The organism is Halomonas sp. R57-5 (assembly GCF_900070345.1).
In the GTDB taxonomy this organism is placed as follows: Bacteria; Pseudomonadota; Gammaproteobacteria; order Pseudomonadales; family Halomonadaceae; genus Vreelandella; species Vreelandella ventosae_B.
On sequence record NZ_LN813019.1, the window covers coordinates 4,659,120 to 4,674,636 of the forward strand.

Consider the following 15,517-nt stretch of genomic DNA (forward strand, 5'->3'; position numbering starts at 1 on the left):
AAGTTAAGGCGCTGGACTGGCGGCACCCAAAAAGCGCGCCTGCCAGTAATCGATCTCTAGCGGCACGCTGACCACGGCACGGCCATCGCCAGGCGCATGAATCATTTGGCCATTGCCACGATAAATCCCTACGTGGGTAGCTTTGCGACGGTCTCCAAAGAAAAGCAGATCACCGGGGCGTGGGGCTTTCACCTGTGGCAAGGCGCGAAACTGCTCATCGGCGGTACGCGGAACGCGAATACCCGCCGCCCGGTAGGTCATTTCCACTAAGCCAGAGCAGTCCAGACCATCGGGCGTATTTCCCCCAAAGCGATACGGTGTGCCAATGGCCTGCTGGGCATGGGAGAGAATCAGCGCACGCTCCATAGAGAGTCCCGCACGGTCAGGAGGTGCCTCAATGGGGGTAAGATCACGGCTGGCACAACCCGCTAGTGCCAGTAGTAACAGGCAGGTAAGCAGCCMCCTTCCAGAGGGTACCAACCCGCAAGGTAGAGACCACAGGCGAAGCAATATCATGGGCAGCCTCTCCGATAAGCCAACGTGCCTTCATGATGGCGCAAAGCATGCCTAGCCGCCAATGGTTAGCGGCCGATCCACTCGACAAAGCTGGTTTCACCCAGCGCATGGCGCTCATGACGCACCCGGCTCATGGCCGCGTAGGGTAAATCCATTGCCAGTACCCGCGAAAGCGGCTGCTCAATCACCCGGCGCAGCAGGCCATTGCAGACAAACAGATGCGCCACTACCAGCACATGCTTGCCCGGTGGATTTTTTAACAGCTGCTGCCAGGCCTCGGCCAGGCGCGCGTCAAAGGCTTGCAGGGTTTCACCACCGGGCGGCGACACCGTGGCAGGGTCGTACCAAAACGCACTCATTCGCTCGGTGCCCTCTTCGGCAAACACCTGGGCGTGAGTTTTGCCCTCCCACTGCCCCAAGTGCAGCTCAGCGAAATCCTCTTCTACCTGAACGGGCAGATCAAACTCTTCGCCCAACCATAGGGCGAATTCGCGGCAGCGCGTTAACGGCGAAGTGACAATCGCATCGTAGGGTAAATGCCCCTCTACGGTATGGCGCATCACTGCATCGGTGACCTGCTGCCAGCCGGTTTCACTCAGCGGATGGTCGGTGGAGCCGCGGAGCATACGCCCCCCTACTGGCTCACCATGACGCAGTAAATCAATCGTTGTGATCTCCGCTTCGGGAAAACGCATACTCGCCTCCTGGGCGGCTAACTCAGTTAAATAGTTTCGTTAAATAATCGCGTGGCGCACCCGTGCAGACACCCACTCCGACACTAGCACGGTGGCAAAAATCATAATAAAAATAACGCTGACCTGATCCCAGGCGAGGCTGTTTATCGAAGCATTCAACTGCAGGCCAATACCACCGGCCCCGACCAAGCCCAATACCGTGGACTCACGGATATTAATGTCCCAGCGGTAGACGCTAATTCCGGCGAAAGCGGGCATGACTTGCGGTAACACGCCGTAGTTCATCACCTGCATGCGGCTCGCGCCGGTCGCGCTAATCGCTTCAACGGGGGTGGGGTGAATCTCTTCAATCGCTTCGTAAAGCAGCTTGCCCACAAAACCAATGGAGCGCAGGGCAATGGCGATAATCCCCGCCAACACGCCGGGACCAAGAATGGTCACCAGCAGCATTGCCCAAATCAGCGAGTTAATGGAGCGCGATGAAACGATCACCATCAGCGCCAAACTGCGCACCAGCGGATGCGGCGTAGTGTTACGGGCAGCCAAAAATGCCACCGGAAACGCCATCATAATCCCTAACGCGGTGCCCAAAGTGGCGATATTGATGGTGKCCCACATGGGCTTCCAGAGCACATTGGCGTAGCTCCATTCGGGAGGGGTCATGCGGCTGATCAGATCTGCTCCCTGGCGGCCGGCATCTTCCACAAACACCCACATGGTGTTGTCGGAAATCATCTTCCAGCAGAGCAGAAATAGGCTGACACCCGCCAGCCAAGCCAAGTACTGCAACCATTGAGCGCGGGTAGTGCGCCGCCGCCAAACTGGCTGACCCTGGGATGTAGTAGATACGGGCATAACAGTTCTCCAGAATTTCAGGGTCAGCGTTACTGGGTCCAGCGGCGAACGTGGCTAGAGCTATATTCACACAGCAGCACGATGGCGATGATGATCAACAGAATCGCCGCGGAGGTGTCGTACTCATAGCGGCTCAGCGAGGTATTCAGCGTGGCGCCGATACCGCCCGCGCCGACAATGCCAATCACCGACGACTCACGGAAGTTGATATCCAGGCGGTACATGGAGAGCCCGATCAAACGCGGCATCACCTGGGGCTGCACGGCGTGATTCATGGTCTGCCACCAGCTCGCACCGGTCGCCCTCACCGCCTCCACCTGACGCCAATCCAAGTCTTCAATATCTTCCGCCAACAGCTTGGCCATAAAGCCAATCGTCGCGAAGGCCAGAGTGATCATGCCCGCGAAAGGGCCAAAGCCGAACATCACCACAAACAGAATGGCGATGATGATCTCTTGAAACGTACGGGAGACGGCAATAATCGCGCGACACACAAAGTAGATCGGTAGCGGCGAAATATTCCGCGCTGCCCCTAAGCCCACGGGTATCGCCAGTAGTACACCCAATACCGTGGAGGTGAGCGTCATGGTCAAACTTTCCAGCAAGCCTGCGACGATATCGTCGTAGCGGCTGACAAAGTCAGGCTGCATAAAGGCGCCTAAAAAATTAACCGCCCGGCCTGCGCCTTCCGCCACCCGCGCCCAGTTCACCTCTACCGAGGCAAGCGCTAAAAACAGATAAACCACCGCGCCGATGGCGAGCCCCCAGCGCAAGCGGGGACTTTCAATTAGCGGTAGTCGCCGCCACTGACCGCGCTGCGCCGCCTGCTGGCGTGCCTGCTCGCTCATCGTGCCACTCCCGCTTCAATTGACGACATTACCCGCGCGTAGGGAGGATTAATCGGAGTAGTGTTAGTCGCCTCATCGCCGCTGACTTCATCGTCCATGGGTTCAGGCGTGGTGTCCCAATCCTCTTCACCGTAGATCGTGGTGAGGATCTCGCTGGTGAGTTCGCTGGGCAGGCCATCAAACACGATCTCTCCAGCGCGCAGGCCGACAATACGGTCAGCAAACTGCTGAGCCAGGGCCACATCGTGGATATTGATAATCGCCGCCAGCTCGCGCTCTGCGCATAGCTCGCGAATCAAGCGCATGATCTGGCGGGAGGTTTTCGGGTCGAGGCTGGCGGTCGGCTCGTCAACCAGCAACAGCTTGGGGCTTTGCAGTAGCGCCCTGGCGATACCCACCCGCTGGCGCTGGCCGCCGGACAATGCATCGGCGCGCTTGTCGATGGCATGGGTCAGCCCTACCCGCTCTAGCAGACGGAAGGCTTCGACCACTGCCTCCTGGGGGTAGCGGCGCAAAAAGCTGCGCCAAAAACCCACGTAACCGAGCTGACCAGACAGCACGTTTTCCATCACGGTGAGCCGGTCTACCAGTGCGTACTCCTGAAAAATCATCCCCATGGAGCGGCGGGCGTGACGCAGCTTGTGGCCCGAGAGCTTGGTGAGTTCGGTGTTCTCCAGGCGAATGCTGCCCTGGGTAGGTTCAACCAATCGGTTCACACAGCGAATAAGGGTACTTTTACCCGCGCCAGAAGGTCCTATCAGCGCCATTACCTGGCCTTTGGGCAGGGTGAGCTCAATATCGGTAAGCGCTCGGTCCCCGGTTGGGTAGCGCTTGCCTACGCCACTGAGTGTCAACATCGTTCTACCTCTTATGTATAGCGAAACGGCCAGAAGGTGAGCCCTCCTGGCCGAATAATTGCTGATAACCGACTGATTAATCGCAGTCGTAGGTCACGCCGTTGGCGTCGGCAATGGTGCGAATAACTTCCCAGTTTTCCTGATAAGTAATCGGAATAAACTGTGCTTCGCCGGAGTTAGCGAATTCTGACTCGAGGGCCGTGCCTTCCCAGTCGTAGCTGAAGAACGCATCCTGAATTTTCTCAGCAAGTTCCGGATTCAGGTTATTGGCCAGCCCGTACGCGGTGGTAGGGAAGGTTTGTGAGGTGTAGATAATGTCGTAATCACCTTCGCTAACCACACCGCGGGAAATCATTCGCTTGCCAACGGAGTTAGCTATTGCAGCAGCTTCGTAGTCTTCGTTAACCACGCCGAGAATGGAGTTGTCATGAGAGCCCGAGAAAGCGGTCTCAAAATCTTCACCCGCTTCCAAACCGTACTCTGAACGCAGCAGCGCGGAGGGAGCGCGGAAACCGGAGTTGGAGGTCTCGGAAGTAAACGCTAACTGGCGACCTTCCAGGTCTTCAACAGCCTCAATGCCGCTGCCTGGATAGGTGATGATTTCCATCTCGTACCCAAAGCTGCCATCTTCAGCGGCCATCATCGCAAACGGGCGGAAACCACCGCAGTTAACCGCCACCGGTACGCCACCGGTATTAAAACCGGCTACGTGCAGACGGCCAGCGCGCAGCGCTTCCTGCTGGGCAGCGTTGGACTGCACCGGGAAGAACTGGATTTTTTTGCCAGTGGCTTCGCTCAAGTGATCCAGAAAGTCAGACCAGACATCCGCGTAAACCGCGGGGTCTTCAACCGGCGTGTAGGCAAACACCAAGGTATCCGGGTCAACCCACTGTGACTCGTCGCTGGGGACATCGGCGACCATATCGCCATCGTTATCCACATAGCGCGATGAAAGGTCCGCAGAGGCGCTCACCGCGGCTAAGGCGAAGGCACTGGCAACGGCGGCGCTAATTAACGTGCGGGAAAAAGATAATGTCTGCATGGGTCACCTGTAGCGTTCTGTAGAGTTATTAAAAGATGACAACATCCTGACGACCCCAGATGACAAAAATGGGACACTTATATGACCGCTTCGTGACGTTTTGGCGAAGGACAGTTAATCTGCAGTTTGAAAAGCCTCGTGGCCGCGGCGCTCTACAAACAGGCTGTTACCGGGCATTTTTTTGGCCTGGTGCTTCAGCTCAGAAAGCTCGCCTGCGATATCCAGCGATTGGCAGGTAGTCGTATCGTGGATGGGTTTTACCGCAATCGAGACGCTCACAAAGGGAAAAAACGTCATTCTATTTTGACGGTTTTCGATGTGAATCCCGCCCTGAAGGCGATCAGCCTCTTCATAGAAGCCCGGCGCCATCACCTCGAATGAGTGCAGAATTTGCTGACAAACACTTTCCCAGTGCTCAAGCGGCAGCAACATCATAAAATCATCGCCGCCAATATGGCCAATAAAGCCCCCGGCATTCTCTACCTGTGCTTGCAGCAGCCGCGATAGCGAAATGATGATGTGGTCACCTCGGGCGTAGCCATAGGCATCGTTAAAGGCTTTAAAGTTATCCAAGTCAACATAGGCCGCGGCAAACCCATGCCCGGAGGCCAAATAAGCCGCCAGGGTTTCATTGATCAGGATATTACCCGGCAGGCCGGTGAGCGGGTTGGCATGCCGCGCTTGGCGCACCTGAATCGCGGTAATCTCACGCAAAAGGTCAACGATATTGCCCATCCCCAGGTAGTCACCGTTAGCGTTAACGATGACAAAGTCCTCTTGCTCAATATCCCGGCTGTCGGTCAACTTCTGACTCAAAATCTCAAGCGGAGTATCCGCTTCGGCCACCAGCATGCGTGCATCAGCAACGTCCAGCACGCGGCGCTTGGCATAAAGGGAATGGCTATAGGGGKTGGTAAATAGAGTTAAAAACGAGTTGCGTCGCACCACCGCCACGGGCTTACCATTCTCCAGCACGGCCACGCAGCGCAAGCTGGGTTGTTGGCGAAATCGCTCGGAGATATACGGCACTGCGCAATCCGTCGTTATGGCATCGGTAGCCCGTAAAATCGAGCGCGTGGTACGACCCGCAGGGCTTTTTAATTGGGTGCTCGCCGGCAGCACCATATTGAGTTCTAAAGGCGGCTGCTGGTTGGGTCGGGCGAAATAGAAGCCTTGTAGTAGTGCGAGCCCACGGTCGAGTTCCCACAAGCAAAGATGCTCAGCAGCGGTCTCCACCCCTTCGGCGATCACTTGGCAGTCCAGGCTACGGGCCACGTCGAGAATCGAGCGCAGGAATTCTCGCTTGGCAGGATCCTGATCGATGCCGGAGATAAAGTGACGGTCGAGCTTAACGAAATCCGGGCGCAGCTCAGACCAGTGGCGTAGGCTTGAGTGCCCTGCACCTAGATCATCCAGCGCGACTTGAAAGCCCATAGTGCGGTAGTGATCCACCGCTTGGCGCATTAGCTCGTAGTCGTGGATTGGCACGTGTTCAGTGAGCTCGATCACCACCCGCTCTGGGGGCAAGCCGCTGTCACGAATAAAGCCAAGCGTTAAGCCTTCGCGAAAATCACGCTCTACGATCGTCAACGGCATAACGTTAAGAAACAGCAGGCCCGGCAGATCAAGCTCTGCAAAGCGGTAGATGGCTAACCGTCGGCAGAGTATATCTAATTCCACCAGCTTTCCGGCCTGAGTGGCTACTTCAAACAGTCGTAACGGCGAGTGAAGCGGCGATGTTTTAGGCCCACGAATCAGTGCTTCGTAGCCATAAATCGCCTGCTGGCTGGCATCCACAATGGGCTGAAAGAGCACGTGCAACTCTTCTGTTGCAATAATCTTTTGCAACCACTGCGATTCTTGTGCGGTCATTTGCCTGCTGCCCTATTCTGCCACCCTAATAACCAGCGGTGGTTCCTATGATGTGTCACCTTCCCTGGAGTTGGTTGATAAGCTGCAAGCAAGCGTGCGTCATTTTTGTGACGCTATAATGACAATCATCAAGGACATCAGTCAGTTGACGCTACACTGACGTTAAATGAGCGGTTTTTCCCGCGCCGGAAAGACCACCTCGCTACCGTCGGCGTCGAGCTGTCGGATATCGATAGGGTGGCCCTTCTCATCCAGCGTTACTAAGCCAATGCCGCTGGCGTTCCACAGCCGTTCACCAGCGCTGGCGCGGTCAGGATCGCGGGGGTGAACGCTTAGCTTGCGGCGCTTGGTGAACCAATTAAGCGGCGACCACGGCGCGTAGAGCCAGCGATTGAGCCGGTCAAAGGTATTGAGCAGGTTTTTGGGAAAGGTGTTTTTGATCCCGCTTGAGGTGATCTGCCACAGATGGGGAGAACGGCGCTGATGGCGCACCACAATGTCGTAGACAAACGAGTAGTGCACGTCGCCAGATAGAATCACGTAGTTGCCTGGGGTTTTGGAGTGCTGCCAAATTTGCAGCAGCGTATTGGCCGCTCCGCGGTGAGCCATCCAGTTTTCGGCATCCACCACCAGCGGCTTACCGGCAAGGGTAAACAGCTTTTGGATTCCCTCTATCAACTTGACGCCGAACATTGGTGCGGGAGAAACAATCACCGCACTTTTGGCCCCCATTAGCGCCTGCTGCATTTCCATTAGCGCCTCCCAGTCCATCAAGCCCGAAGGGCGGTGCGGGCTGCGCTCGCTGCGCCAGCGGCGGGTGCGGGTATCGAGCACAATCAGCGCGGGAGTGCCGGGCACCTGAAACTCCCAGCCCTGAAAACGCAGCAGCCGCTCAATCAACCCATCCTGCTCGGCGCATACTAGCGGCTGGTCGCCATCGCCCAGCAGGGTCGAGGCGTGATGGACTAACGGGTTCATTTTATCCGGGTCGTTACCCCAGGCTTGGCAAAGCAGATAGGCCACCAGGGCGTTACCGATAATACGCTTAGAGAACGGATGACCGTAGGCGGCGCGCTCCCAATCGGCGGTCAGGTTCCAGTCGTCGGTGACGTCGTGATCGTCGAAAATCATCAGGCTGGGCAAATGCGCCATCAGCCGCGCGCACTGGGGCAAACCCGCAACAAAGTCATCGATCACCGCCTGCTCCTGACGATACAGCTCGGCATCTTTGTCATCTAACTCAGGCGGCGTTGGCGCAATCACCTGCCAGGGCGTCGGCGACCACACCAGGCAGTACATGGAGAGCATTTCGGCCAGCGTCATCAAATGGTTATGGGCATTCGCCGAGGTAAACACGGGCTTTTTGACACCGCCGAAGAAGCGCTCGCGCAGCGCCACGTTGCTAGTCACATCGGGCAGTAGCTCTGCACGGCGATAGTAGCTATCCGGCGAGCGGTAGAGCGCCTGGCTATCATCGACCGTCGCCCCTTCCAACCACTCATCCACCAGCCCTAGCCGTTCAATCAGCGCATGCACGGCACGTAGCATCGGCCCGGCCACATCGTCGGCGTACACCTGATCACCGGTCATCAAGAGCCAGGCGGGCCATTCGGTGGGCGCTGACTGCTGTTCGGCAAGCCAGCTGTCGGCACGCACCAAGCCATCCGCACTGTCGTGATGGGGCTTACGGCAGGAGCCGTGCATTAAGCGGTGATGCCGCGAGGCAATCACAAAAGCAGGGTAAGCGGCACCGTCATAGCACAGCCACGGCGCCCATTCGGGCAGCGAGCGCCACTCGCCCTGCTGGGTTTCCACCTGCAGGTCGTACTCGATGCGCTCGTCGCAGGGCAGTGCTGACTCAAGCTCACAATCGATTAGGTAGATAAAAGCGCGCTCACCGATAGCGATGCACTGCTGATGGTGCGCTAAACCAATCGACTGGCTATCGGTGCGCCCTGGGCGCAGTACCAAGGTCATGTTCAGCGGCCGGATAGCAACAAGCCAAAGTACCAGACGGGTAGTGCTGATGCGTCTTAACAGGGGGCCGGCGACTATATCGGGCAGCGTATCTGTGCGATTCATTCGGTGCGGTCTCCATTAGTTACGCGCGGCGATTACGCGCGATGACGGGTAGTTCCACCACCACTTTCAATCCGCTAGTGCTAGGACGGCTCAGCTGCATATGGCCGCTGTAGAGAGCAACAAGGTCGGTCACAATGGCCAAACCCAGACCGCTACCCGAGCGTTGTTCGTCCAACCGTTTACCGCGCTGTACCGCCTGCTGACACTCGGCTTCGGACATACCAGGGCCATCATCGCTAACGGTTAAGGTTAACTGCTGCTCGTCGATCGCTACCTGTAGCTGCACATCGCTGTGTGCCCAGCGCAGCGCGTTATCCATCAAGTTGCCCACCAGCTCTTGGATATCCTGCTCATCCATATGCACCTTAACGTCACGCGGCCAGATTTGGCGTAGCGCAATGCCGCGCCGCTGGGCAAGCCTGGCTAGCCCGTTGAGCAGCGGCGCTAGGGTGGCGTGCAAATCAATCGGCGCAAAGCGTACGCCCTCGCCCGCTGCCGATGCCCGCGCCAGATGGTGACGTACCGCGCTATCCACGCGTTCTAGCTCAACTTCCCAGGCGGCACGGTTCGTTTCTGGTAGTTGGCGTAGCTGCAGGCGCATCACACTCAGCGGGGTTTTCAGCGCATGGGCCAGGTTGCCAGCGGTATGGCGGCCGCGCTCGATCAAGCGCTGGTCGCGGGCCAGTACCGCATTCATCGAGGCCGCTAGCGTCGCTAGCTCGTCAGGCAAGCGGGTATCCAGCTGTTCGGCGCGCCCCTGTTCCACATCGTGTAGATTGGCATGCATACGCCGAAGCGGTGCTAGCCCCCAGCGTACTTGCAGCGCCAATACGCCGAGCAACAGCACGCCCAAGCCTACTAAACCGCCCCATAGCAGGCGTTGAAATTCGCCAATATCGCGGGCTAACACATCGTCCCGAGCGGCCACGCTAATGTGCAGCGGCGCTTCTAACGGCGCCAGATAGATATCGCGCTCCACCACGCGCAGCGACTGGCCCCGGGGACCAGGTATCGAGCGGGCGCTAAGGGTGTCATTGTCGATGACCGGTAGGCGCTGATCCCACAGCGAACGCGAGGCCAGGGTGTTTTCCTCGCCATCGGTAATTTGCCAGTACCAGCCGGAATAGACAGTCTCAAAACGTGGGTCACCCAGCGCCCGGTCGTGGACGAGCTGCTGCTCAATGGGGTCATAGGTAACGCCCGCGATAATGACGTTGAGGGTGGCCCCCAGGCGCTCGTCAAAGGCCTGCGTGGCGGAGGTCCGGTAATGATGAGACAGCAGCGTACCCGCGATGGGCAGCGCCAGCCCGACCATCACCAATACGGCCAGCAGTAGCCGCACGCTGATAGAGCGTTTTGCCCAGCGGTCTTTCCATGCGGTGGTGTCTTGACTCATTCGCTAGCAGGCTCTTCAGCTAATAGCCGATAGCCCTGGCCACGCAGGGTAGCAATCCGCCAGCTGCCCAATTTGCGGCGCAGACGGCTAACCTGAACATCGATCACGTTGGAGTCTGGCTCGTGGTCGCGGTCGTAAACGTGCTCTGAAAGCTCGGTACGGCTGACAACCCGTGGTGCGGCGTGCATCAAATAACCCAGCAGACGGGTCTCCTGGGCGGTTAATCCCACCGGGCGACCGGCAAGCGAAACGTGCTGGGTGTGGGTATCCAAACTCAGCTCGCCCACTTTCAGCACCGGGTGGGCATGGCCATGGCTGCGGCGCACCAGCGCACGTAGGCGAAAGAGGACTTCCGCCGATTCGAACGGCTTGGTGACGTAGTCATCCGCGCCGGCGGTAAATCCTGCGGCCTTATCGGCCCAGCGCTCACGGGCGGTAAGGATCAGCACCGGCAGGTCGATACCATCTTCCCGCCATGCTGCCAACCAGCGGGTGCCATCGCCATCGGGTAGCCCGACATCCAAAATCAGCGTGTCGTAGGCTTCCGTGCGCACCAGAAAATCGGCGTCCTGACCAGTGGCCGCATGCTCGACTAGCCAATCTCCGTCGCGCAGCGCCTGGCTTAGCTCACGAGCCAGCGCCTGGTCATCTTCTACCAACAAACACTTCATTGGCTAACTACCCTTCTTTTTGTATGGCAAATGATAGCAACAGGCTAGTGGCTCCTAGCGGCGCATATCGTTGATACGTACGCCTTCTATCGACATCAACTGGCCGTTATGGCCATCAAATTCAAACTCGACGACTTGCCCTTGCGGGCCAAGCAGCTTGATTTCATACTCGACATACCCTCCTTCACGTTCCACCTCAACCTCGAGCACTTCGCCTATATAGTGGTCTTCCAACCAATCCAAAATAGAGTCAAGAGGCACAACCTCACCGCGGCGTACCTCGCCGTGCAGCGATTCCCAGTGCTGGTCACCCACAGCACTGCCCACCAGCAGTAGCATGAGAGCTAAGCCAGTGACGTTGCGACGAGTGCCTCGTTGGAAGCTGCGCAGCGGTTTCATAGGGTGGCGGAGGAATTTACGCATGATGCAAGCATGCCAAAAGCAACATGAACGCTAGATGAACAGTTTTGTCAGCTTAAGGAAAGTATCGCGGTGGTATAAATTCCCTGTCGCATTCGCTGAATGCCGTTTATTCACTGTCGTATAGACATTCACGTTTAAATACGTAAAGAAGGAATTTGCCATGAACACCATGAAAAAAATGCTGCTGATCCCGACCTCTGCTCTGCTACTTGCCGCAGCTGCCGGTAGTGCCCAGGCCGACGATTCACTGCCGATGGATCGCATTGATGACGTATTGMCCCMCGCCAATGACTACGGTTTCAGCCACTACGAAGAAATTAGCATTGAAAGCCGTGGCCGCGCAGAAGTAGAAGGCTGGTTGGACGATGAGTGGTACGCTGACGTGGAATTTTCACTCGATAACGGTGAAACACTGCAAGAGCAACGTGAGCGCCTGATTACCGGTGCTTGGGGCATGAGCGAAGATGATATCCGCCAAGCGTTAGACGTAGCCAGCCAGGAAGGTATGGTCGAATTTGAATCTCTCGATATTGGTAAAAGCGGCATCATCGATATCGAAGGCCGTGGCGAAAATGGCCGCGAACTAGAAATCAGCGTGCGTCAGGGCTCTTCCGAAGTTACCCAAATTGACCACGATTAATATTTTTAGCTAATCGCTTTGCGGGCTCCCTACGGGGAGCCCGCTGCGTTTATGGTAGGCTKCCAAATCATGTAGCTAATTTTCTAGTGCCAACCTTACCAAGGTGCTGAGGAGACATCCGTGCTGAACGAAAGCCTTCATGGCGTGCTGGAGGATGGAGCACTCGGCAACACGGTGTCAGCACTGAGAGACTTAGCTTGGCTGGTCGCCMCGCCTGACCTGGTGGAGCTGCCGCCCCCCATCCCCTGCGCTGGGCGCCCTACACTGCAAGAACTAGGCTTGGAGCATACCCTGCTGCCCTGGCTGCGCCAGTTACAGCCATTAGCCGCTTTAAACGGCAGCCGCGCGACGCGCATGGGCCATTATCACGAACGCCTGTGGCACACGCTGTTAGACCACGCACCCAATACACGGCTGCTCGCCAGCAACGTACGCATCACGCGAAAGCGCAATACCCTGGGCGAGCTGGATATGCTCTATCGCACCCGCGAGAAGCCGGCGCCGGTGCATTTGGAAGTAGCGATTAAGTTCTATCTGGGACTGCCCGAAGGCCCTGGCGCGCCCMCCAGCCAAAGCCGCTGGATTGGCCCCGGTGGGCTGGATAGCCTGGCGCTCAAGTGCACTCATCTACAGCGTCATCAACTGCCACTCTCCAACACACTACCCGCGCTGGAAACGCTCGCCCATTGGTTAACGCCACGAGATCTGGGTGTATCGAGCGTCAGTTTAAGCGAACAGTTAACCCAGCGGCTGGCAATACCGGGCGTGTTGTATTACCCCTGGCACGCTGAGATGCCAGCCCCGGAGGGTGCAACGGCTGATCACCGCCGGGGGACTTGGTGCTATTTGCGCGATTGGCCTGAGATGGCCGCCAGCCTTCCCGCCATTCCAAGGATGGTATGGCTGGAAAAACCCCACTGGCTGGCACCACCGCCGCGCAGCGCTTTTCGCCCTGCGGCGGAGGTACTGCCCAGCATTATCGATAGAGTGACAACGTGGCGTTCACCGCAGCAGGTTATGCTCTGGTATTCAGAGAGTGAGCACGATGATCAGCGCTATGAGCGGCTATTTTTGGTACCCGATGACTGGCCGCGGCAAGTACCCCTACCGCCCCGCGCTAGGGGTTAAATAACCACCAGGTTATCGCGGTGAATCAGCTCATGGGCTTCCACGTAGCCGAGGATCGCTTCAATCTGGTGGCTGGGCTGGCCCGCCAGCAGACGCGCTTCCTCCACGCCGTAATTGACCAAGCCTTTAGCCACAGACGCGCCCTGCTCATCCACGCAGACCACCATATCGCCGCGCTTAAAGCTGCCCTGCACATCGCGCACACCGACTGCCAACAGGCTAGAGCCTTTATCGCGCAGCACTTTGACCGCTCCGGCATCCAGCACCAGCGTGCCACGTACCTGCAGTTGCCCCGCCAGCCAGCGCTTGCGCGCCGCCATGGGTACTTGGTCAGGCCGCAGCAGCGTGCCCAGCGCTTCGCCCGCCATGATCCGGTTGATAACGTCAGGCTGGCGGCCGCTGGCGATGACCGTCACCGCGCCGGAGCGCGCCGCTAATTGCGCCGCGCGCACTTTGGTGCTCATACCACCGCGCCCCAGTGCCCCGCCGCTACCTGCGACGGCGGCTAAGCGCGGGTCGTCGGCGCGCCCTTCGGCAATCATCTGGGCATTGGGATTGTGGCGTGGATCGGCGTCAAACAAGCCTTCCTGGTCGGTCAGCAACAGCAGCGCGTCCGCTTCCAGTAGATTGGCGACCAGCGCGCCGAGGGTGTCGTTATCGCCAAAGCGAATCTCATCGGTGACCACGGTGTCGTTTTCATTAATCACCGGCACCACGCGCATTTCTACCAGGGTGCGTAGTGCTGAAAGGGCATTCAGGTAGCGCTTGCGGTTGGAAAGGTCGTCATGGGTAAGCAGAATCTGCGCGGTGAGCATTCCGTGACGAGCGAAGTGCTGCTCGTAGCACTGGGTTAGGCCATTTTGACCTACCGCCGCCGCCGCCTGGAGCTCATGCACGGCACTGGGGCGCACCTGCCAGCCAAGCCGTACCATGCCCGCCGCCACAGCGCCGGAAGAGACCAGCACCACCTCAACCCCCTGCTGGTGCAAGGCGGCGATCTGATCTACCCAGCCGCCAATGGCGGGTTCGTCCAGGCCGCGGCCATCGTTGGTGAGCAGCGCACTGCCGATTTTGACCACCACCCGCCGCGCACGGCTGAGCGCGCTACGCCCTAGGATTTGCTCGTTACTATCCATGCCATTCCGCCTCAATCAGACACTTACAAAAGGGGCCGCGCGAACGCAGCCCCCTTTTAGCTTATAACCTTAAGCTTACTACCGAATGCGCCCTCTCAATACCACTAAGGGGCGTATTCGACTTCAACATCGTAATCATCGTCGTCAAAGTCTTCGTCGTCTTCATCGTCACGCTTACGCCGACGACCCAAACGATCTTCGGTACGCGCAACCGACTCTTCTTCCATGCGGCGGCGCATCTCTTCTTCACGGGCCAGCGCCTCTTCATCTTCGTTCTCAAGGCGACGCTGCTCGGTCAACCAGCGGTAAGCAGCCTGCACCAGCTTATCGGTGCCGTCGCTGCTAATCGCCGAAATGCGGAACACCGGGCCTTCCCAGTTGAGCGCCTGGATAATCTTCTGGGCGCGCTCTTCACGCTCATCTTCCGGCAGCAGGTCAAACTTATTCAGCACCAACCAGCGCGGCCGCTCAGAAAGCGCCGGAGAGAACTGCCCCAACTCATGGACAATCGCCTTGGCCGCTTCCACCGGATCAGACTCATCAAACGGTGCCACGTCGACCACATGGAACAGCAGCCGGGTGCGGGTTAGGTGCTTCAAAAAACGTAGCCCTAAACCGGCACCTTCAGAGGCCCCTTCGATCAAGCCCGGTACGTCGGCCATGACGAAGTGCTCGTGCATACCCAGTTTTACCACGCCTAAGTTGGGCACTAAGGTCGTAAACGGGTAGTTGGCAACCTTGGGTTTGGCAGCCGACACCGAGCGAATCAACGTCGATTTGCCCGCGTTGGGCATACCCAGCAGGCCTACATCGGCCATCACCTTCATTTCCAAACGCAGGTTGCGGCGGTCGCCGTCGGTGCCTGGCGTGGTACGGCGCGGCGCGCGGTTGGTCGAGGACTTAAAGTGGATATTACCCAACCCACGCCGACCACCTTCGCCTACCAGTACCACCTGACCGATTTCGGTGACATCGGCGATGACTTCCAGGGTGTCTTCATCGATCACCGTGGTGCCCACCGGCACTTTGACGTGCAGGTCTTCACCGGCCTTACCGCTCATTTGACGGCCCATACCGCCCTGGCCGTTCTGAGCTTTATAGAAGCGCTGGAATTTGAAATCGATCAGGGTGTTAAGGGCATCGTCACCAATCAGGTAAACGCTACCACCATGACCGCCATCACCCCCATCGGGGCCGCCCCTGGGCACATATTTTTCGCGGCGAAAGCTCAGACAGCCATTGCCGCCTTTGCCCGCCTCAACAATAATCGAGGCTTCATCGACGAACTGCATTGGATTCTCCCGGCCGCTTCCGCCGCCCTAATATGCACTACTGTTTTCCCAAACCCGTTCCCAG

The 15,517-nt window shown here is 58.0% G+C and carries 15 protein-coding genes; 2 read left to right on the forward strand and 13 right to left on the reverse strand.

From position 1 onward, the window contains the following. Positions 1-3 precede the first annotated feature (3 nt). The 11 genes from HALO_RS21240 to HALO_RS21290 form a co-directional block, all read right to left on the reverse strand. Complete coding sequence (locus HALO_RS21240; protein WP_050713991.1) at positions 4-516, reverse strand: C40 family peptidase; 513 nt, start codon at positions 514-516, stop codon at positions 4-6. Positions 517-581: 65 nt separating this feature from the next. Then, a complete protein-coding gene (locus HALO_RS21245) occupies positions 582-1,211 on the reverse strand; it encodes a histidine phosphatase family protein (RefSeq protein WP_035582848.1) in 630 nt (209 codons plus the stop codon). A gap of 39 nt (positions 1,212-1,250) precedes the next feature. Further along, positions 1,251-2,066, reverse strand: coding sequence for a phosphonate ABC transporter, permease protein PhnE (gene phnE, locus HALO_RS21250; protein ID WP_050713992.1), 816 nt, complete (start codon positions 2,064-2,066; stop codon positions 1,251-1,253). A gap of 29 nt (positions 2,067-2,095) precedes the next feature. Beyond that, on the reverse strand, positions 2,096-2,914 hold the full coding sequence (gene phnE, locus HALO_RS21255) for a phosphonate ABC transporter, permease protein PhnE (protein ID WP_035582845.1): 819 nt from the start codon (positions 2,912-2,914) through the stop codon (positions 2,096-2,098). Beyond that, a complete protein-coding gene (phnC, locus tag HALO_RS21260) occupies positions 2,911-3,771 on the reverse strand; it encodes a phosphonate ABC transporter ATP-binding protein (RefSeq protein WP_035582844.1) in 861 nt (286 codons plus the stop codon). Before phnC ends, phnE (HALO_RS21255) begins: the two co-directional genes overlap by 4 nt. Positions 3,772-3,847: 76 nt before the next feature. Next, positions 3,848-4,813 (reverse strand): phosphate/phosphite/phosphonate ABC transporter substrate-binding protein, encoded by a 966-nt coding sequence (phnD, locus tag HALO_RS21265; protein WP_035582842.1) that lies wholly within the window; start codon positions 4,811-4,813, stop codon positions 3,848-3,850. Between the two features lie 114 nt (positions 4,814-4,927). Then, entirely contained in the window at positions 4,928-6,685 is a 1,758-nt protein-coding gene (locus HALO_RS21270; protein WP_050713993.1) for an EAL domain-containing protein, read from the reverse strand. Between the two features lie 162 nt (positions 6,686-6,847). Next, on the reverse strand, positions 6,848-8,767 hold the full coding sequence (locus HALO_RS21275) for an alkaline phosphatase D family protein (protein ID WP_035582840.1): 1,920 nt from the start codon (positions 8,765-8,767) through the stop codon (positions 6,848-6,850). A 19-nt stretch (positions 8,768-8,786) separates the two neighbouring features. Next, a complete protein-coding gene (locus HALO_RS21280) occupies positions 8,787-10,163 on the reverse strand; it encodes a sensor histidine kinase (protein WP_050713994.1) in 1,377 nt (458 codons plus the stop codon). Continuing rightward, the gene (locus HALO_RS21285; protein WP_035582839.1) at positions 10,160-10,834 is read right to left on the reverse strand and encodes a winged helix-turn-helix domain-containing protein; all 675 of its coding nucleotides are present in this window, start codon (positions 10,832-10,834) and stop codon (positions 10,160-10,162) included. Before HALO_RS21285 ends, HALO_RS21280 begins: the two co-directional genes overlap by 4 nt. Positions 10,835-10,888: 54 nt before the next feature. Continuing rightward, on the reverse strand, positions 10,889-11,257 hold the full coding sequence (locus tag HALO_RS21290; RefSeq protein WP_035582838.1) for a PepSY domain-containing protein: 369 nt from the start codon (positions 11,255-11,257) through the stop codon (positions 10,889-10,891). 160 nt (positions 11,258-11,417) lie between these two features. Here HALO_RS21290 and HALO_RS21295 point away from each other — a divergent pair, with 160 nt between their 5' ends. Together HALO_RS21295 and HALO_RS21300 are read left to right on the forward strand one after the other, a co-directional pair. Then, entirely contained in the window at positions 11,418-11,897 is a 480-nt protein-coding gene (locus HALO_RS21295) for a hypothetical protein (protein ID WP_050713995.1), read from the forward strand. A gap of 120 nt (positions 11,898-12,017) precedes the next feature. Then, the gene (locus tag HALO_RS21300) at positions 12,018-13,025 is read left to right on the forward strand and encodes a DUF1853 family protein (protein ID WP_050713996.1); all 1,008 of its coding nucleotides are present in this window, start codon (positions 12,018-12,020) and stop codon (positions 13,023-13,025) included. On the opposite strand, the gene proB is transcribed toward HALO_RS21300, so the two are convergent. Together proB and cgtA are read right to left on the reverse strand one after the other, a co-directional pair. Further along, positions 13,022-14,161: a glutamate 5-kinase gene (gene proB, locus HALO_RS21305; protein WP_035582833.1), complete on the reverse strand. Its 1,140-nt coding sequence runs from the start codon at positions 14,159-14,161 to the stop codon at positions 13,022-13,024. The two genes, HALO_RS21300 and proB, sit on opposite strands and share 4 nt — an antisense overlap. Before the next feature lie 104 nt (positions 14,162-14,265). Beyond that, complete coding sequence (gene cgtA, locus HALO_RS21310; protein ID WP_035582832.1) at positions 14,266-15,453, reverse strand: Obg family GTPase CgtA; 1,188 nt, start codon at positions 15,451-15,453, stop codon at positions 14,266-14,268. Positions 15,454-15,517: the final 64 nt, after the last annotated feature.

Coding starts and splice junctions, on each gene's coding strand:
- phnC (WP_035582844.1), bottom strand. CDS start 3,771: ATGTTGACACTCAGTGGCGTAGGCAAGCGCTACCCAACCGGGGACCGA.
- cgtA (WP_035582832.1), bottom strand. CDS start 15,453: ATGCAGTTCGTCGATGAAGCCTCGATTATTGTTGAGGCGGGCAAAGGC.
- proB (WP_035582833.1), bottom strand. CDS start 14,161: ATGGATAGTAACGAGCAAATCCTAGGGCGTAGCGCGCTCAGCCGTGCG.
- HALO_RS21280 (WP_050713994.1), bottom strand. CDS start 10,163: ATGAGTCAAGACACCACCGCATGGAAAGACCGCTGGGCAAAACGCTCT.
- phnD (WP_035582842.1), bottom strand. CDS start 4,813: ATGCAGACATTATCTTTTTCCCGCACGTTAATTAGCGCCGCCGTTGCC.
- HALO_RS21245 (WP_035582848.1), bottom strand. CDS start 1,211: ATGCGTTTTCCCGAAGCGGAGATCACAACGATTGATTTACTGCGTCAT.
- HALO_RS21290 (WP_035582838.1), bottom strand. CDS start 11,257: ATGCGTAAATTCCTCCGCCACCCTATGAAACCGCTGCGCAGCTTCCAA.
- phnE (WP_035582845.1), bottom strand. CDS start 2,914: ATGAGCGAGCAGGCACGCCAGCAGGCGGCGCAGCGCGGTCAGTGGCGG.
- HALO_RS21275 (WP_035582840.1), bottom strand. CDS start 8,767: ATGAATCGCACAGATACGCTGCCCGATATAGTCGCCGGCCCCCTGTTA.
- HALO_RS21285 (WP_035582839.1), bottom strand. CDS start 10,834: ATGAAGTGTTTGTTGGTAGAAGATGACCAGGCGCTGGCTCGTGAGCTA.